This is a genomic window from Myxococcus guangdongensis (assembly GCF_024198255.1).
Classification (GTDB): Bacteria; Myxococcota; Myxococcia; order Myxococcales; family Myxococcaceae; genus Myxococcus; species Myxococcus guangdongensis.
Genome location: NZ_JAJVKW010000024.1, coordinates 105,147 through 123,543, shown reverse-complemented (window position 1 = coordinate 123,543; position 18,397 = coordinate 105,147). Strand labels below are relative to the sequence as shown.

Sequence of the window (18,397 nt, the reverse complement as noted above, 5' to 3'; positions counted from 1 at the left end):
TCCACACCCCCTCTACCAGGAGAGAGTGGGAGACCTTCCTACGCGCGGCTGGGCGCTCAGCTCTTGGTGATGGGGCGGTAGCGGATGCGGTGCGGCTCCAGCGCGTCCGGGCCCAGGCGCTTCTTCTTGTCCGCCTCGTAGTCCTCGAAGTTGCCCTCGAAGAAGAACGCCTTGCTGTCGCCCTCGAAGGCGAGGATGTGCGTGGCGATGCGGTCCAGGAACCAGCGGTCGTGGCTGATGACCACCGCGCAGCCCGCGAAGCTCAAGAGCGCGTCCTCCAGGCTGCGCAGCGTCTCCACGTCCAGGTCGTTGGTGGGCTCGTCGAGCAGCAGCAGGTTGCCGCCGCTCTTGAGCATCTTCGCCAGGTGCACGCGGTTGCGCTCACCGCCGGACAGGTCCTTCACGCGCTTCTGCTGGTCCTGGCCCTTGAAGGCGAAGCCCGCCAGGTACGCGCGGCTGGGCACCTGGCCCGCACGACCCAGGTCCAGGTGGTCCAGCCCGCCGCTGACCTCGTCGAACACGCTGTTGTCGCCGTTGAGCGCGTCGCGGCTCTGGTCCACGTAGGCCATCACCACCGTCTCGCCAATCTTCAGCTCGCCCGCGTCCGGCTTCTCGGCGCCCGACATCATCCGGAACAGCGTCGTCTTGCCCGCGCCGTTGGGACCGATGACCCCCACGATGCCGCCCGGCGGCAGCTTGAAGTTCAGGTCGTCGATGAGCAGCCGGTCGCCGTACGCCTTGCGCAGGCCCTTGGCCTCCACCACCAGCCCACCCAGACGCGGCGCGGGCGGGATGATGACCTCGCCCGTCGCGTCGCGCTTCTCCTGGCCCTGGTTGAGCAGGTCCTCGTACGCCGCGATGCGCGCCTTGCTCTTGGCCTGACGGGCCTTGGGCGACTGGCGCACCCACTCCAGCTCGCGCTTGAGCGTCTTCTGACGGTGGCTCTCCGACTTCTCCTCCAGCTCCAGCCGCTTCTGCTTCTGGTCCAGCCAGCTGGAGTAGTTGCCCTTCCAGGGCACGCCCTCGCCGCGGTCCAGCTCCAGGATCCACTCGGCCGCGTTGTCCAGGAAGTACCGGTCGTGGGTGATGCAGACGATGGTGCCCTTGTACTCCTTGAGCGCCTGCTCCAGCCACGCGACGCTCTCCGCGTCCAGGTGGTTGGTGGGCTCGTCGAGCAGCAGCAGGTCCGGCTTCTCCAGCAGGATGCGGCACAGCGCCACGCGGCGCTTCTCACCACCGGACAGCTTCGTCACGTCCGCGTCACCCGGCGGCAGCCGCAGCGCGTCCATGGCCATCTCAATCGTGCGGTCCAGCTCCCAGCCGTTCACCGCGTCGATGGCGTCCTGCAGCCGGCCCTGCTCGGCCAGGAGCTTCTCCATCTCCGCGTCGCTCATGGGCTCGGCGAACTTCGCGCTGACCTCGTTGAAGCGGTCCAGCGAGGCGCGAATCTCCTTCAGGCCCAGCTCCACGTTGCCCTTCACGTCCAGCGACGTGTCCAGCTGCGGCTCCTGCGCCAGATAGCCGACCTTGGCGCTGGGGTCCGGCTTGGCCACGCCGAAGAACTCCGTGTCCACGCCCGCCATGATGCGAAGGAGCGTCGACTTGCCGGAGCCGTTCGGACCGATGACGCCAATCTTCGCGCCGGGGAAGAACGACAGGTAGATGCCCTTGAGGATCTCCTTGCCGTTCTTGACCTTGCGCAGGTCCTGCATCGTGAAGATGAAATTCTGGGCCATCTGGGGCTTCCTGCTCTGAGCGGGTGGGGGCTCGCGGATACCAGGGTGCAACAACGCACTCAAGGCGAGAGCGTCCCGCCCCTCGGCGGAAGTCCACTGCCCGCCTCACCTTCCCCTCCGCGCCCCGCCGTGCTTGGCTCCCAGGCTCATCGCGTCCGGCACCCCGACCACTTCGCCCCCCGAGGTCGCCATGCGGTCCATTCCCCTGTTCGCCATCCCTCTCTTGCTGTGTGCCTGCGGTGGTCCCGAGGTCGCCCAGGACACGCCTGCCCCCACCCAGGGCGAGCAGCGGTCCCTGACCACGCCGCTCACCGGCACCATCAATTACTGCACCATGCAGGGCTTCGGTCGCCCCACCTTCACGTGCGAGGGCATCATCAGCGGCGGCACCCCGCCCTACAACTTCAACTGGGTCGGCGCCAGCAACGCCACCATCCTCACCATGATGCCCATGGGCCCCGCGCTCTCGCGGGCCAACGGCCGCTGCACCGCGGGCCTCCAGGCCCAGGTCCAGTACATCGTCTGGGACTCCGCGGGCGCCTCCGTCACCACGGACATCTTCTTCCCCTGCACGGTGTGACAGGGCGCCCGGACGCGCGGTCCCGCTCCCGAGGGCGCAAGACACGCCGCCCCCTCACGGGGTGAGGGTCGACACGACACACCTCGTCAACCTCGAGGCCCTGCCGGGCGCGCACAAGCCAAGCGCTCCGCCATCGAAGGTGTTACACGAGGCGGCGCCATGTCGACCCCCACCCCCGCCCTGGAGCTCCAGGGACTCACCAAGCGCTACGGCGACTTCACCGCGCTGCAGCAGATGGACCTCACCATCCGGGCGGGAGAAATCTTCGCGCTGCTCGGCCCCAACGGCGCCGGCAAGACGACGATGATCGGCAGCGTGTGCGGCCTGGTCCGCAAGACGGCCGGCACCATCCGCGTCTTCGGCCAGGACCTGGACCAGGACAACGTGGGCCCGCGCTACCAGATCGGCCTGGTCCCGCAGGAGATCAACTTCGACCCGTTCTTCACCGTGGCCGAGTCCCTGCGCATCCAGCAGGGCTTCTACGGCCAGCGGCAGGACGAGGCCCGCGTGGACGAGGTGCTCACCGCCCTCAACCTCCAGGGCAAGAAGGACTCGCTCACGCGCGCGCTGTCCGGCGGCATGAAGCGCCGCCTGCTCATCGCCAAGGCCCTGGTGCACAAGCCCAAGCTCGTCTTCCTGGACGAGCCCACCGCGGGCGTGGACGTGGAGCTGCGCCGCGACCTCTGGACGTACGTGCGCAAGCTGGCCTCCGAGGGCACCACCATCCTCCTCACCACCCACTACCTGGAAGAGGCGGAGGAGCTGGCCGACCGCGTGGGCATCATCAACGAGGGCCGCCTGCTCATGGTGGAGGACAAGGCCACGCTCCTGCGCCGCTTCGGTGAGAAGCGCGTCGTCGTCAGCTTCACCGAGCCGCAGACCACCCTGTCGGAGGCCGCGCGCCGCTTCACCTCGCGCCTGTCCGAGGACGGCCGTTCGCTCACCTACGTCGAGCGCGAGGGCGCGGCCCCCGCGGGCGAACTGCTGCGCGTGCTCTACGCCGAGGGGCTGCCCATCGCCGACGTGGAGACGCGCCGCTCCCGCCTCGAGGATGTCCTCCTGGAAGTCCTCCGCGGCCGTCCCTCGCCCCAGGCCGCCTGACCCCACCCCTTTCTCGCGCCCGCCCACGAGGACGCGCCCCTTCCGGGCGACGCCTCGGGCCCGCGCCGCCATGACACCACCATGAACGTCCTCGGGATGCAGACGCTGTTCGTGAAGGAGGTCCGGCGCTTCATGCGCGTGCCGGGGCAGACGGTCCTCTCTCCGCTCATCAGCACCACGCTGTATTTCATCGTCTTCGGCTACTCCATCTCCGGCCGCGTCACCGAGGTGGAGGGCTCGCCGTACCTGCACTTCATCGTGCCGGGCCTCGTCTTCCTGGGCATCGCCAACAACGCCTTCCTCAACAGCTCCTCGTCGCTGTTCATCACCAAGATTCAGGGCACGGTGGTGGACCTGCTCGTGGCCCCGCTGGGCCCCGGCGAGCTGATGGCGGGCTTCATCGGCGGCGCCATGGTGCGCGGCCTCGTCGTCGGTGGCCTCACCTGGGCCGTGGCCGGCCTCTTCACCGGCTTCAGCCTGGAGCACGCGTGGGTGGCCGCGTACTTCCTGCTCATCGCCTCCTACGTCTTCAGCGTGCTGGGCCTGCTTGCTGCCGTGTGGGCGGAGAAGTTCGAGCAGATCAACTTCTTCCCCACCTTCGTGATGCTGCCCCTCACGTTCCTGGGCGGCGTCTTCTATTCGGTTCGCGAGCTGCCCGCGCCCTGGAGCACCGTCAGCCTCTTCAACCCCATGGTCTACATGGTGGAGGGGCTGCGCTACGGCATGCTCGGCAAGAGCATGTTCTCCCCCGCGCTGGGCGCCGGAATCCTCGCGGGCGTCGCGCTGGTGGCCACCGCGGCGGTTTACTTCGTGCTCCGTTCGGGCTACCGGATGAAGGCATGAGACCCACCCAGACCTTCACCTCGTCACGTCAATGTGGGGTGACAGACGACTGGCCATTTCCCGCACGGTGAGAAAGGGAGATATCCTCCCGACCACATCATGGCGGTGCCATTCGGTAAGTACGAGTTGCTGCGGAAGATTGCGTCGGGCGGAATGGGCCAGGTGTTCCTGGCCCGCGAGCACGGCACGGGATTCGAGCGGCTGGTGGTCCTCAAGCTCATCCTCCCGCACCTGGCGGAGGACGATGAGTTCTTGTCCATGTTCCTGGACGAGGCCGGGCTGGTGGCCCGTCTCACCCACCCCAACCTCATCACCATCCTCGACCTGACGCAGATTGAAGGGCGTCACTGTCTCGCCATGGAGTACGTCCAGGGCGACGACGTGCGGCGGCTGGAGAAGTTCTCGCGGACCCAGGGCAAGCCCCTGTCGGTGGGGCTCATCCTGCGCATCATCGCGGACGCGGCGGCGGGGCTGCACTACGCGCACCAGGCCCGGGACCCGCAGGGCCGGCCGATGCGGCTGGTGCACCGCGACGTGTCACCGCAGAACATCCTCGTCGGCTTCGACGGTGGGGTGAAGGTCATCGACTTCGGTGTGGCCAAGGCGGCCACCAGCAGCGCCAACACCGCCACGGGTGTGCTGAAGGGGAAATACCCCTACATGTCCCCGGAACAGGCGAGCGGCCTGGCCATCGACGCGCGCTCGGACCTGTTCGCCCTGGGCGTGGTGATGTGGGAGATGCTCACCGGCAAGCGGCTGTTCAAGGGCGACTCGGACCTGATGACGCTGCGGCTGGTGAAGGACTGCCAGGTGCCCCGGCCCTCGCAGTTGAACCCCAAGCTGCCGCCCGGCCTGGACGAGGTGGTGCTCAAGGCCCTGGCGCCCACGCCCGAGGAGCGCTACCCGGACTGCGGCGCCTTCCGGCTGGCGCTGGAGGACTACGCGCTCAACCTGCGGCTGCCCACGAGCAGCGCGCACCTGTCCGCGTACCTGCGCGAGCTGTACAACGAGCGCATCTCCACGGAGACGGACCCGGCGAAGCTGGACCAGCTGGCCGAGGACGCGGACCTGGACTCGCGCTCCAACTCGTCCCTGAGTGGCGTGGGTCCCGCCGCGCAGGGCGCGCGCACGTCCGCCTCGCGCCAGCAGCGCAACGTCACGCCGGGCACGCGCTCGCGTCAGGCGGTGGCCGCCGCGGTGGGGGGGCCGGTGGTGCAGGACCGCACGCGGGGCACCTCGCCCATGGAGCGCGTGGTGGAGCCGCGCCGCGTGCCCTGGGTGCCCGTCATCGCCGTGAGCGCGGCCCTGCTGGTGGCCAGCGTCGCCATCGTCTTCCTGCGCGGCCCCGCGGGCGTCACCCCGCCGCCGGAGAAGCCGCCCGTGCAGGCCGTGGTGGTGGAGCCGGAGAAGCCCGCCGCGCAGCCCACGCAGCCTCCGCCCGTGGAGGAGACGACCAAGGAGCTGCCCGTCATCACCGAGCCCCCCGGCGCCACGGTGAGCATCGCCGGCGAGGAGCGCGGCGTGACGCCCATGAAGCTGGCGCTGGAGAAGGGCGCGCCCATCGTGTCGGTGACGCTCGCGCTCGCGGGCTACGAGCCGGTGACGCGCGAGGTCTCCGCCGCGGATGGTGAGCTGCGCCTGGAGCTGCGGCGCCAGGGCGGCAAGTCCCCTGGAACCTCCAGCACCCCGAAGCGGCCGCCCGGGGGCACCCCGAGCGGCAACCTGGGCATCAAGACGGGCCGCTGACGGCCCGCCGCATTCCGCGTGGGACTAAGGGGTGGCCTGGGGCCGCCCCTTGTTCTTCGTGGTGGTGGACGCGGCGCTCTTCGAGCCGCCCGCCGCCGCACCCCGGGGCATCGCCGGAGGCTTGGGCTTGGCGAAGGCGTCGATGAGCGGCATGAACAGCGTGGCCGCGTCGAGGATGGCCTGGTCGAAGTCCGTCTCCGACATCACCTTGGGCGCCAGCCGCAGCAGCCGGTCCGCGTCCGGGGTGTGCTCGGCCCACGCGACGCCGCCCACGTTCCCCGGCTTCTCGTCGCGCGCGAAGCGGACGATGGCGTCGAGCATGTGTCCGGCCCAGACCTTGTCCTTGTCATTCATGAACCCCTGGTTGGGCGGGGACAGCTCCGCCGTCCCGAGGAAGAACGGAATCTCCTGGCCGTGGCGCACCCCATCCGGGCTGCGGGGGCGCAGCAGCTCCGCGGTGTAGTCGAAGAAGTAGCGCCACACCGGGTTGCCTCGGGCCGCGTGGAGCGTGGCCAGGTAGCGCGGCAGCACGGTGAACACGAAGTCGCGACACATCCTCCGGCCAATCTCCCGGTCTCCCAGCTGAGCGCCGTACAGCTCGCGAACCGCGTCCGCGAAGCCGCCGAGCTTCTCCAGGATGGTGGCCGGGTCGATGCCGAAGGAGGCCACCACGCTGGAGTCGTCGCTGGTGCTGCCGATGATGAGCGGCAGGTCCAGTTGCTCCCCGGCCAGGAAGGTCTCCCGGATGCCCAGGGGTAGCACGGAGTCTCCCGCGATGGGGCTGGGGGCGTTGTTCACGTCCGACGGCAGCGGCCAGAAGCGCTCCGCGGGGAGCGCCCGCAGCTTCTCCATGGAGACCTCGTGCCAGTCCAGGCCCAGCCGCTGGGCGGCCGCCTCGCCGCAGTACCGGGCGTCCGCCAGGGGCTTCTCCGCGAGCACGTACGAGCTCATCGCCACGCCCCGGTGGAACAAGTCCCGGCCGCGCATGAGCGGCGAGCAGTAGAGGGCCAGCACGCTCTTGCCGCCCGCGGACTCGCCCATCAGGGTGACGTTGCCGGCGTCTCCGCCGAACTGGGCGATGTTGTCCTTCACCCACTCCAACGCGAGCATCTGGTCCAGCAGGCCGAAGTTGGCCGGGCCGTTGGGCTGCTCCTCCTGCAGCTTCGGGTGCGCGAAGAAGCCCAGGTGGCCCAGGCGGTAGTTGAGGGTGACGACCACCGTGTTCTTCATCGCCAGCGGTGAGCCGTCATAGGCCTCGAAGCGCGAGGCGCCGAGCACGAAGGCGCCGCCGTGAATCCACACCACCACGGGCAGCTTCGCGCCCGCGTCCAGCTTCGGCGTCCACACGTTGAGGTACAGGCAGTCCTCACTCGGCTCGCCGGGGTCTCCTCCGCCGCTGTCGATGCAGGCCTGCCTCGACTGCATGGAGGACGGCCCGTACTCGGACGCATCCAGGATGTGACGCCACGCCTGGGCCCGCAGCGGCGCCTTCCAGCGCAGGGGGCCCACCGGCGGCTGCGCGTAGGGAATCCCCTTGAAGACACAGACCTTCCCCTCCACCAGACCCTGCACCTGCCCTTCCTTCGTGCTGACGACGGGCGACTTGCTGGCGTTCATTCGATTGGCTCCGTGGGTTGGATGACTGTCCATTCGGGTGAAAAGACACACGCCACCAGACTCCGACGAGACAGCTCCTCGTCGGGAGGTACGAGCCAAACGCCGTGAATCCATCTGGATGCGCGGGCCGGGTGATAGGACTTCGGGACAATGCCTCGCAACCCCTCATCCACGGGTGTCTCGTGGAACGGGCGCTGGAAGACAGACACACCTCCGCGCCCCTCCCCCGGGTCGCAGGCGGATGTCTCGGTGGATGTATCGATGCGCCCTGGAGTCGGCTCGGGACAGGGCTTGGGGGCGGGACCCGCACCGCCGCTCCCAGGTGCGGGGAGCGGCGGGGGCACGCGCCGGTGACGCGGGCTCAGCGCTTGAAGTGGTCCGCGATGACGCTGGCCACGCAGCAGGTGAGCTTCTTGCCGGTGGGGACGTGCAGGAACTCGTTGGGGCCGTGCGCGTTGCTGCCCGGGCCCAGCAGGCCGGTGATGAGGAACTGCGCCTCCGGGAAGCGCTCGCCCAGCATGCCCATGAAGGGGATGGTGCCGCCCTCGCCCATGGCCATGGCGGGCCGGCCGAAGTAGGTGCCGGACGCGGACTCCACCGCGCGCGACAGCCAACCGGCCAGCGGGGGCGCGTCCCAGCCGATGCTGGCCTTGTCACCCTCGAAGGACACCTGGGCCTGGTACGGCGGGTCCTTCTCCAGCGCGTCCTTGAGCGCCTTCTGCGCCGCCTTCGGCTCCAGGCGCGGGGGGATGCGCATGGACAGCTTCACCGTGGTGAAGGGCCGCAGCACGTTGCCCGCGCTCTGCAGGGGCGGCAGGCCGTCCACGCCCGTCACCGACAGCGCCGGACGCCAGGTGCGGTTGAGCACCAGCTCCGCGCCGTCCTCGGACATGGGCTTCATGCCCGACACCCAGGGGAACTTGCCGAAGACCTCCTCGCCCAGCACCTTCGCCGCGGAGGCCGCCTGCTCGCGGCGCTCCTTCGGAATCTCCACGTGCAGGCCGTCCACCTTCACGCGGCCCGTCGACTCGTCCTCCACGCGCGAGAGCACCTGGCGCAGCACGCGGAAGCTCGACGCCACGATTCCGCTGGCGTCACCCGAGTGCACGCCTTCGGTGAGCACGTCCACGCGCAGGTTGCCGGCCACCATGCCGCGCAGCGACGTGGTCATCCAGAGCTGCTCGTAGTTGGCGCAGCCCGAGTCCAGGCACACCACCAGCGACGGCTTGCCGATGCGCGGCGCCAGCGCCTCGATGTACGCCGGCAAGTCGTAGCTGCCGCTCTCCTCGCACGCCTCGATGAGGATGACCGTGCGCGCGTGGGCCACGCCCTGCTCGCGCAAGAGGCGCAGCGCCGCCAGGGAGGCGAAGGCGGAGTAGCCGTCATCCGCGCCGCCGCGGCCGTAGAGCTTGTCGCCCTCGCGCACGGGGGTCCACGGCGTCAGGCCCTCGCGCCAGCCCGTCATCTCCGGCTGCTTGTCCAGGTGGCCGTACATGAGGACGGTGTCGTCGCCCTTCGTGCCCGGCACCTCCATGTAGATGACCGGCGTGCGCTCACCGCCCTGCTCGTTCTTGAGGCGGATGACCTCCAGCGTGAGGCCGGGCAGGTGCGGGGCCTGCGCCTGGCACCACTCCACGATGAGCTGCACCGCGGCTTCCATGTGTCCGGCCTTCACCCAGTCCGGGTCGAAGGCGGGCGACTTGTTCGGGATGCGGATGTAGCGCTCGAGCGCCGGGAGAATCTCCTGCTCCCAGATGCGGTCGGAGGACTCGGTGGCGGTCTGGACGTTCATGACGTTCATGGCCGCGATGCTGAGCACGGGAGGGCCCCCCTGTCGACACCGGCAAGGCCCTCCGGGAGCCCATGACGTGCCGCCCTGATGGGGCCCATCGGCGCGCCTGTCGCCCTTCCCTGGGTGCCCGCACGTGGAAGCACCGCGTCAGCACGCGATGCACCCACCGCGGGACTTCACGGGCGGTCAGCCCTGCTTCGCGTCCACGGACCGCACGATGACGGCGCCGGGGCCGCGGAGCCGGAGCTTGCCGCCCGTGAGCGGAGAGGTCGACACGTCCCCGCCGAAGCGCGGCGCGTCGCTCCACAGCACCACCTGGGCGTCCGCGGGCACCGCGTGCTCCACCTCGCCGCGAAGGGCCACCAGCACGTGGAGCACCTGGCCTCCACCGCGCCGCTCCAGCACCAGCGCGTCCGGCCCCACCGCGCGAGCGTCATGGGCGCCACGGCGCGCGTCCGTGAGCGCGGGGTCCGAGGCGCGCAGCGCGAGCAGCTCGCGGTACAGGGCCAGGACGCCCGCGTGCTCGGGCCGCTGGGCCTCGCTCCAGTCGAGCCGCGAGCGCGTGAAGGTGTCCTCCGCCTGCGGGTCGGGGACCTCCTCGCCCGCGAAGCGCGAGAAGCCGGCGAACTCGCGACGGCGTCCCTCGGTGACGAGCCGCCCCAGCTCCGCGTGGTGGTCCGTGAAGTAGAGGAACGGCGTGCTCGCGTTCCACTCCTGGCCCATGAAGAGCAGCGGCGTGTACGGCGACGCGAGCAGCAGCGTGCTCATCGCGCGGAAGGCCGCCGGGGACACGTCGTGGCCCAGCCGCTCACCCAGGGGACGGTTGCCCACCTGGTCGTGGTTCTGGATGCAGTGCACGAAGCGCCACGGCTCCAGGCCCTCCGCCTTCGTGCCGCGCGCGTGGCCCAGGTTCTTCGACGGCTGGCCCTCGTAGAACCACCCCTTCACGAGCGTGCGCGCCAGGTCCTCCGCGCTGCCCGTGTAGTCCTGGTAGTAGCTCTCCGAGTCCCCCGCGAAGGCGCGGCGCATCTGGTGGTGGAAGTCATCCGCCCAGACGCCGTCCAGGCCGTGGCCGCCCTCGGACGCGGGCAGCATGAGCTTGCGCTCGTTGCGCTCGTCCTCGGCGATGAGCACCACGTGGCGACCCGGTGCACTGGCGCGGGCCCGCGCGGAGATTTCGGTGAGCAGGTGCGGCGTGCCGTCGTCGACGATGGCGTGCGCCGCGTCCAGCCGCAGGCCGTCCAGGTGGTAGTCGCGAATCCACATCTCCACGTTGGAGAGCACCATCTCCCGCACGAAGCGGCTGTGCTCGCCGTCGTAGTTCACCGCGTCGCCCCACGGCGTGTGGTGGCGTCCGGTGAAGTAGTGCGGCGAGAAGACCCGCAGGTAGTTCCCGTCCGGACCGTAGTGGTTGTAGACGGCGTCCATCACCACCGCGAGCCCCGCCCCGTGCGCGGCGTCCACCAGCCGGCGCAGCCCTTGGGGTCCCCCGTACACCTGGGCCGGCGCGAAGAGGTCCACGCCGTCGTAGCCCCAGTTGTGTCGGCCGGGGAAGCTCGCCACCGGCATCAGCTCCAGCGCGGTGATGCCCAGCTGCTTGAGTTGCGGCAGCCGGGGGATGAGCGCCTCGAAGGTGCCCTCGGGCGTGGCGGTGCCCACGTGCACCTCGTAGAGGACGAGCGAGCGGGGCTCCACGCCCTTCCAGCCCGCGTCCGTCCACGCGAAGTCCGCCGTCACCACCTCGGACGGGCCATGCACGCCCTCCGGCTGCGAGCGCGACCACGGGTCCGGGAAGGGGCCCTCCCCCTCCACGCGCAGCTTGTAGCGCACGCCCGCGCCCTGCCCCTCCAGCACCGCGCCGAAGCAGCCGTCCGCCTCGGGCGTCATGGGCAGCGCGCGGCCCGGCGCGCCCTTCGCGTCGTACAGCACCACCTCGACCCGCTGGTGGCCGGGGGCCCAGACCCGCCAGCGCACCTGGGGGCCCGCCTCCACCCATGCGCCCATTGAAGGGGTTTGCGACGGCTTCACGTTCCGCGTCTCCGACAGAGCACCCATGAGGGGCATCCCTGTAATGCGCGCGGGCCTGCCTGGGGAGCACTTGCGCGCGTGGAGGTCCGCCCCGTCCCGCTCGGATGTTCACGGGTGGGCGTTCCCGCCCGGCGAAGGGTCCACCGCGCGTCTGGCCTCAGTGCAGCGTGGGCTCGCGGTGCAGGAGGAACGGGATGGTGAGGTGCCGCACCAGCGGCAACTCCAGATGCGTCATCGCCAGCAGCGTGCGCCCCTCCAGCCAGCGCAGCTCGTCCACGAAGGGACGCCACTGCCATCCGGCCCCGCGCGCGTACTCCACCTGGAGCGATTCGCGCCCGTCCACGCGCGAGCGTCCCTCGCGCAGCACCAGCGGCACCGAGCGTGTCAGCCCGCCCTCACGCCGCACCAGGTTCACCCCACCGTGCCCTCCTGGCGCGAAGTCCTTGCCCCACCAGCCGCGCAGGCCCAGGAGCCCCAGTCCCTGGCGCACCAGACCCTGGAACCAGGCGGGCCCCAGCAGCTCTCCCCGGTAGCGCCCCGGCAGCGTCTCCCGCGCGGGAGTGGGCAGCCCGACGAACAGCGCTCGCCATTCCCTGAACCGGCGCGGCTGGGTGACGGGCACGAGCGAGGGGAGGGACGGGGATGAGAGGCTCATCCGCCAACAGTATGCAGCCGGGCGCCAGGTGCCCGCGCGCACCCGCCCGTCCGCCCTCCCGGGGGCGGGGCTTCCCACTCACGGGGGCGGGGTGAGGTCGCCGGGCTGCTTGTGGACACCCCGGGCCGCCAGGATGATGCGGCCCCTCGGGTCCGGGGACCTCCGGACCGACGCCCTCGGAGCCGTCCGCAATGACTGTCGCCCGCCATGGCCTGGAGCCTCGGCCCTCCCCCCGCGGCGAGGACGTCGCCGAGCGGGTCGCCGCCATCGAGGTCCTGTCCCCGCGCGAAATCGACGCGCGCCTCACGGACCTGGGCTACCGGGGCCAACCCGAGGCGCGCCGCGCCGCGTCCGTGCTGGCCTACCGTCACCTGCGCCGCATCCGCCGCCTCCACCTGGAGGGGCTCGCCCCCGAGCCGGGCATGCGCGAGAACTGCCTGTTCCTGGGACCCACCGGCTCCGGCAAGACGTTCCTCGTGGAGTTGCTCTTCCGCGAAATCCTCGCGGTCCCCACGGTGCTGGCGGACGCCACCCAGTTCTCCGAGACGGGCTACGTGGGTGACGACGTCAACACCCTGCTGTCGCGCCTGTACGAAGTGGCGGACCGCGACACCGAGTGGGCCGCGTGCGGCGTCATCTGCATGGACGAGTTCGACAAGCTCGCCACCAGCCGCTCCGACAGCCGCTTCGCCGGACAGCAGACGACGAAGGACGTCAGCGGCTTCGGCGTGCAGCGCAGCCTGTTGCACCTGCTCTCCGCGGCCCGCGCGGACTTCCCGCCCGACTTCGGCTTCACCAGCCGGATGCCGCCGGACTCGATGGAGATGGCGTGTGTCACCTTCATCGCCTGTGGCGCCTTCAGCGGCCTGCGCGCGACGGCGGAGGGGATGGCGCGCACCGAGCGGCTCGGCTTCGGCCGCGAGCCCCGCCGCGAGCCCGAGGAGTCCATCGCCACCGCCGTCACCCAGGAGCAGCTCGAGCAGACCACGGCCTTCGCCCGCTACGGCTTCATCCCGGAGCTCATCGGCCGCTTCAACCGGCTGGTCTCCTTCACCCCGCTGGACGCGGCCACGCTGGGCGACATCCTCCAGCAGAACGTGCTGCGCGCGTACGAGCGCGAGTTCGAGCAGGAGGGCCTGCGCCTGCACGTGGAGCCGGCCGTGCGTGAGCACGTGGTGGCCGGCGCGCTCAAGCGCGAGACGGGCGCGCGCGGCCTGCGCACCACGCTCGCGCCGCTGTTGGAGCAGGCGGCCTACGAGCACTTCGGACGTCCAGACGCGGCCTCCACCGTGCGCCTGGTGTTGGACGGCGACACGGTGCGCTCCCTCACGGATTAGCGCCGCCCGGAGGCCCTGACGCCCCCTCCCCCGCCGAGCGGGGAGCCGGGCCCGCCCCCCATCCAGCCCGCACGCACCTTACGGTTTGAGCGGGAACACGAACACCGGAGGGTCGCACACATGGCGCACACGGACCACACGCGAGAGATTCCCCGGGAGGGCTGGGCGGACTATCTGGCCCTGCTCAGCAACATGGAGAAGGAGCAGCCCGTCCGCATCGAGGTGGAGGGGATGGAGCTGGGAGACCAGCCGCTCGCCACGGGGCTGCAGTTGGTGGAGATCAGCCTGGAGGAGAAGGGCAGCGACCGGGGCGTGGTGGAAATCATCGTCGGAGGCCCCGGCGGCGAAATCACCCACCGCATCCAGAAGCCGGACCACATCTACGCGGACGAGAGCGAGAGCGGCGAACTGGAGTGCCTCGACATCGAGAGCAGCGAGGACAACACCAAGACGCTCATCTACTTCGGCCAGGCCACCACGGCCGGCGCGCGCAAGATGGACTGAGCCTGGGAGGGCGCCCCCCCGCGCCCATGACAGAAAGGCCGGAAGGCACCCCCCTCCGCGGGAGAAGGAACCTTCCGGCCTGGGGCCTTCGCAAGCCCCCGCCGTCACCGACGGGGACCCAGGTCGGCCGGGTGCTTCAAGCGCGAATCACGGGTACAGCGCGCGGGCGCCCTGCTTGTCCAGCGCGGTGAGGATGAGGTCGCCGGTCTGCGTGCCGTTGCACTGGGGGTAGTGCATGACGGAGGAGCGGTCGTAGGACGTCAGCGCGCGCCAGTTCGCGTCCTCGTAGCAGCCGCTGGCCGAGGAGCGGGTGTGCTCGTGGCGGAAGCCCAGCGTGTGGCCCAGCTCGTGGCGCAGGATGCCCGCCAGCGTCCAGGGCGAGATGCTGCCGAAGGCCGTGTTGTCCACGAGCACGTTGCGGCCCGAGCGGCCCGAGTTCGGGAAGAACGCGCGCGCCAGGTACTGGCCACCGGAGTTCACCGGACGCACGTCGAACAGCACGCCCGTCTGGGACGCGGTGCAGCTGGCGTCATAGGTGGTGCTGTGCGTGAAGTTCACGCTGGCGGTGGCCTCCCAGGCCGCCGTCGCGCTGTTCATCGCCGTCACCATCTTCGCCTTGTTCGTGGTGCCGAAGGTGTTGCTGATGCAGTAGGTGAGGTTGCCCTTCTGCGCGGAGCTCCACTTGATGTCGCCCGCCGCAGTGCCGCCGCTGTTGTACACGGCCAGACCGTTCTGGCTCTTGCCCTGGTCCGCGACGACGTTGTTGTCGAAGTAGGCGCGCAGCTCCTCCTCGCTGTCCACGGCCTGGTCCATGTCGAAGATCCACTTGCCTTCCGGATCCTGCACGGCGCCCGCCTTGAACTCCTCCCACGTCATCTTCGGCGCCAGCGTCTCGGCACTCTCGGGACCACACGCGGAACCCAGGAGCGTCACACCAGCCAACAGCGCCATGGAGCGGAACTTGAGCATCGGTCTTTCCTTGGAAACACACGACTGCGGGGGATGCGCCGCCCCACCTGGTCCCTCCACCAGCCGCGGCAACGGCGCGCCCACCCCTTGAGCAACTGTCGGGCCAATGACGCTCATATAGCTGGATAGCCAGTCATTCGCGCATAAACTGGATTATCTGCACTCCAAGTCCAGGCGCCCGAATGTAAATAGACCTGACAAAGTCCGATGGAAGTCGGCGCGGCTGTGAGGCTTTTCGCTTCGCGCCGGGACTGTTCTGGAATCGGACGATTCTGTCTGCGAATCAGTCAGCGGCCCAGGGGCTGTCGGAAACCGGGTCAGGGTTTCCCCGCACACGCTTGGGGGCGCAATCAGCCCTGGAACCATGCAATCCCCGCCGGAGCGCGTCAAGGAGATGCGGTGCGGCAGGCGGCTCACGGCGCGCCGCGCCGTGGCGTCGTGTATAGCCAGAGGCGTCGTGGGCCCTCTTCCGTTCGACATGGCGTGGTGGCTGTCCTGGCTGGAGGCGGTGTGGCCGCACCTGGCCGCGGGGCTGACGGTGCTGGTGAGCGTGCTGGCCAGCGCGCACGTGGTGCTGCACAAGCGGGACGTCCGGGCGGCGGTGGGTTGGGTGGGGTTGGTGTGGCTGGTGCCGGTGCTGGGCGCGGCGCTGTACCTGGTGCTGGGCATCAACCGGATTCGTCGGCGCGCGCGCTCGCTGTCGCCCCGGCGTGGGCACGGGATGTTCCCGCCCATCCGAGGGGTGGAGGCGGTGGTGGCCGAGGGCGTGTCCCGGGTGAAGCCGGAGGTCGCGCACCTGGCGCCCCTGGCGCGGCTGGGAGACGCGGTGATGCACCGGCCGCTCCTGCCGGGCAACCAGGTGACGGTGCTCGAGTCCCGCACGGACGCGTACCCCACCATGCTGGAGGCGATTGCCCGGGCGCGCACGTCCATCTCGCTGTGCAGCTACATCTTCGACAACGACGTGGCGGGCCGGCACTTCGCGGGAGCGCTGGGCGAGGCGGTGCGGCGCGGGGTGCAGGTGCGGGTGCTGGTGGACGCGGTGGGCGCTCGCTACACGTGGCCGACGATTCTGGGGCGGCTCTCGCGCGAGGGGGTGACGGCCGCGCGCTTCTTGCCCTCGCTGATGCCGTACCGGCTGCCGTTCATGAACCTGCGCAACCACCGCAAGATATTGGTGGTGGATGGGCGGGTGGGCTTCACCGGGGGCATGAACATCCGCGAGCACTTCTGGCCGGGGGCGCAGGCCGCGAGGGATTTGCACTTCCGGCTGGAGGGCCCGGTGGTGGCGCAGCTGCAGGAGACCTTCGCCGAGGACTGGGTCTTCACCACGCGCGAGCGGCTGACGGGGGACGCGTGGTTCCCGGAGCAGCAGGCGGTGGGGCCGGTGCTGGCGCGGGGGGTGCCGGACGGACCGGACGAGGACTTCGAGACGCTGCGCACGGTGCTGCTCGGGGCACTGTCCACCGCGCGAGCGTCGGTGCGAATCGTCACGCCGTACTTCCTGCCGGACGCGGCGCTCATCACCGCGCTCAACGTGGCGGCGCTGCGCGGGGTGCGGGTGGACGTGGTGCTGCCGAGAAAGGGCAACCTGCCGGTGGTGCAGTGGGCGAGCACCGCGCAGCTGTGGCAGGTGCTGGCGGACGGGTGCCGGGTGTTCCTCACCGAGCCCCCGTTCGACCACACCAAGCTGATGGTGGTGGACGGCGAGTGGGGCCTCATCGGCTCGGCGAACTGGGACCCGCGCTCGCTGCGGCTCAACTTCGAGCTGAACGTGGAGTGCTACGACGCCGGGCTGGCCCGGCGCCTGGATGCGGTGGTGGACGAGCGGCTGTCGCGCGCGCGGCCCCTCACCCGTGAGCAGGTGGACGCGCGGCCCCTGCCCATCCGGTTGAGGGATGGGCTGGCCCGACTCCTGTCCCCGTATCTCTGAGGCCGACGCGCGCGCTACAGCAGCACGCGGCGCACCTTCCAGAAGGCCTCCTTGGCGGTGCGGAAGGCCTGCGAGTCCGACGGCAGGAACGAGCGCAAGAGCTCCGCCGACTGCGTCTGGAGCGGCCGCACGCAGTGCGCCTCCACCTGGCCGCGCAGGAAGCCCACCGGGTCCCTGCGGCGGTACTCGGAGAAGTACGTGCGCAGCTCGTTGCGCGTGCGCGCGCGGCCGTTGTCGGCGTACTTGGCCACGTAGGGGCTGAAGTCGGGGTAGAGCCGGCCCTCGCCGAAGTCGCCGTGCAGCGTCGTCTTCATGAAGTTGCCGATGAGCAGGTCATCGAAGACGCGGTAGCGCACCGCCGTCATCAGCGAGTGGCGCGGGGCCTCGAAGGTGATGCCCCGGCGGAAGCGGCGGCGGTGGAACTCGATGACGTGGTCCTGGCCGCCCACGCGGAAGCGCAGGAAGTCCAGCACCGAGCCCAGGTGCTCGATGGCGCCGAAGTACTCGCGCAGCATGCGGGACTCGTCCGCGTCGAGCATCTCGCCCCAGTCGTCGCCGAACTGCTTCGGGTCCACGGGCGTCAGCGCGCGCTCGGTGGGGCGGATGAGGCGCACGTCGTCCTGGGCGAAGTCCACCTGGACGAAGGCGGGCATGAGCGTGCACGTCGGGGACTCGAAGCCGCGCGAGTAGTCCTCCAGCGTGGTGGTGTACTCGGAGGCCCAGATGCTGTCGGCGCGCTGGTACTTGTGCATGGAGCTGAAGGGCACGAAGTAGCGCGCGCCGTAGAACTCCGCCTGCCGGGCGATGGTGCGCCCCACGGGCGTCTTCGCCGCGGCGTAGGGGGAGATTCGCTGCCCGTCCTCGGTGAAGTAGTTGATCATGTCCGCGTCGCCGTAACCGGACAGGGCCAACAGGTAGGACTGGTCATACCGGCGCACCAGGCCGCGCACGAAGCGGCCCCAGCCCCGGTCTCCCGCGTCGTTGAGGTTGACGAGCAGCCGCCCGCCCACGTCGACGAGCAGCACCGCGTCCTGGTTCATGTCGGGGATGCACATGACGCGGATGCGCGGCGACAGCTGCGTCCACACGCGGTCCACCAGCACGTGCACGTTGAAGCCCTGCTCGCGCAGGTCATCGCGGATGCGTCCTCCGAAGTGGTTGGGGACCAGGATGGTCAGCTCGCGCAGCGTCTCCAGGGACTCGGGGCTCAGGTGGTCCGGGTGCCCGTGGGACAGCCACGCGTACTGACAGCGCTGGATGTTGTCCCGCTGCTCCTCGGGAATGTCATGAGACAAGGTCCAACTGCCGAAGTACGCGGCGCCGTGTGTCCACGGGTCGGTCACCAGCACCGGTCCGTTGTCGTGGCAGATGAGTGTGGCGTTTCCGATTGTCTCGAATCCGAGTTCCATCTTCCGCTCCCCCTCGAGTCCGCGGCTGCTCGGCATCGCGGTCACTGGGCCGGAAGGTGACGCGCAACGCGGGAGAGACCCACTGCCCCCGCGTGCAGAGAAAGGAATTGCACGCCCGGCAGGCTGCCCGAGGCCCGGTGGGGGAGA

At 70.2% G+C, this 18,397-nt stretch carries 14 protein-coding genes; 7 read left to right on the top strand and 7 right to left on the bottom strand.

The features are described from left to right. Positions 1 to 56 precede the first annotated feature (56 nt). Positions 57 to 1,736, bottom strand: coding sequence for an energy-dependent translational throttle protein EttA (gene ettA, locus LXT21_RS42850; RefSeq protein WP_254044032.1), 1,680 nt, complete (start codon positions 1,734 to 1,736; stop codon positions 57 to 59). Positions 1,737 to 1,926: 190 nt separating this feature from the next. Here ettA and LXT21_RS42845 point away from each other — a divergent pair, with 190 nt between their 5' ends. The 4 genes from LXT21_RS42845 (at position 1,927) to LXT21_RS42830 (ending at position 6,006) form a co-directional block, all read left to right on the top strand. Continuing rightward, positions 1,927 to 2,316, top strand: a complete 390-nt coding sequence (locus tag LXT21_RS42845) for a hypothetical protein (RefSeq protein ID WP_254044031.1) — start codon at positions 1,927 to 1,929, stop codon at positions 2,314 to 2,316. 159 nt (positions 2,317 to 2,475) lie between these two features. Continuing rightward, positions 2,476 to 3,417, top strand: a complete 942-nt coding sequence (locus LXT21_RS42840) for an ABC transporter ATP-binding protein (RefSeq protein WP_254044030.1) — start codon at positions 2,476 to 2,478, stop codon at positions 3,415 to 3,417. An 81-nt stretch (positions 3,418 to 3,498) separates the two neighbouring features. Beyond that, entirely contained in the window at positions 3,499 to 4,260 is a 762-nt protein-coding gene (locus LXT21_RS42835) for an ABC transporter permease (protein WP_254044029.1), read from the top strand. A 99-nt stretch (positions 4,261 to 4,359) separates the two neighbouring features. Further along, positions 4,360 to 6,006 (top strand): serine/threonine protein kinase, encoded by a 1,647-nt coding sequence (locus LXT21_RS42830; protein ID WP_254044028.1) that lies wholly within the window; start codon positions 4,360 to 4,362, stop codon positions 6,004 to 6,006. A gap of 24 nt (positions 6,007 to 6,030) precedes the next feature. On the opposite strand, the gene LXT21_RS42825 is transcribed toward LXT21_RS42830, so the two are convergent. The 4 genes from LXT21_RS42825 to LXT21_RS42810 form a co-directional block, all read right to left on the bottom strand. Continuing rightward, on the bottom strand, positions 6,031 to 7,623 hold the full coding sequence (locus LXT21_RS42825) for a carboxylesterase/lipase family protein (RefSeq protein WP_254044027.1): 1,593 nt from the start codon (positions 7,621 to 7,623) through the stop codon (positions 6,031 to 6,033). Between the two features lie 361 nt (positions 7,624 to 7,984). Continuing rightward, a complete protein-coding gene (locus LXT21_RS42820; RefSeq protein WP_407667105.1) occupies positions 7,985 to 9,424 on the bottom strand; it encodes a M20 family metallopeptidase in 1,440 nt (479 codons plus the stop codon). Positions 9,425 to 9,601: 177 nt separating this feature from the next. Then, complete coding sequence (gene treZ / locus LXT21_RS42815) at positions 9,602 to 11,419, bottom strand: malto-oligosyltrehalose trehalohydrolase (RefSeq protein WP_407667104.1); 1,818 nt, start codon at positions 11,417 to 11,419, stop codon at positions 9,602 to 9,604. A 181-nt stretch (positions 11,420 to 11,600) separates the two neighbouring features. Beyond that, entirely contained in the window at positions 11,601 to 12,098 is a 498-nt protein-coding gene (locus tag LXT21_RS42810; protein WP_254044025.1) for a hypothetical protein, read from the bottom strand. Between the two features lie 191 nt (positions 12,099 to 12,289). Here LXT21_RS42810 and LXT21_RS42805 point away from each other — a divergent pair, with 191 nt between their 5' ends. Both LXT21_RS42805 and LXT21_RS42800 read left to right on the top strand, forming a co-directional pair. After that, the gene (locus LXT21_RS42805) at positions 12,290 to 13,435 is read left to right on the top strand and encodes an AAA family ATPase (protein ID WP_254044024.1); all 1,146 of its coding nucleotides are present in this window, start codon (positions 12,290 to 12,292) and stop codon (positions 13,433 to 13,435) included. A 120-nt stretch (positions 13,436 to 13,555) separates the two neighbouring features. Next, positions 13,556 to 13,939 (top strand): DUF5335 family protein, encoded by a 384-nt coding sequence (locus LXT21_RS42800; protein WP_254044023.1) that lies wholly within the window; start codon positions 13,556 to 13,558, stop codon positions 13,937 to 13,939. A 147-nt stretch (positions 13,940 to 14,086) separates the two neighbouring features. On the opposite strand, the gene LXT21_RS42795 is transcribed toward LXT21_RS42800, so the two are convergent. Continuing rightward, positions 14,087 to 14,908, bottom strand: coding sequence for a M57 family metalloprotease (locus LXT21_RS42795; RefSeq protein ID WP_254044022.1), 822 nt, complete (start codon positions 14,906 to 14,908; stop codon positions 14,087 to 14,089). Positions 14,909 to 15,386: 478 nt separating this feature from the next. Between LXT21_RS42795 and cls the strand changes: the two genes are divergently transcribed. Beyond that, complete coding sequence (cls, locus tag LXT21_RS42790) at positions 15,387 to 16,841, top strand: cardiolipin synthase (RefSeq protein WP_254044056.1); 1,455 nt, start codon at positions 15,387 to 15,389, stop codon at positions 16,839 to 16,841. Positions 16,842 to 16,855: 14 nt separating this feature from the next. On the opposite strand, the gene LXT21_RS42785 is transcribed toward cls, so the two are convergent. Next, a complete protein-coding gene (locus tag LXT21_RS42785) occupies positions 16,856 to 18,250 on the bottom strand; it encodes an MBL fold metallo-hydrolase (RefSeq protein WP_254044021.1) in 1,395 nt (464 codons plus the stop codon). Between the last annotated feature and the right edge of the window lie 147 nt (positions 18,251 to 18,397).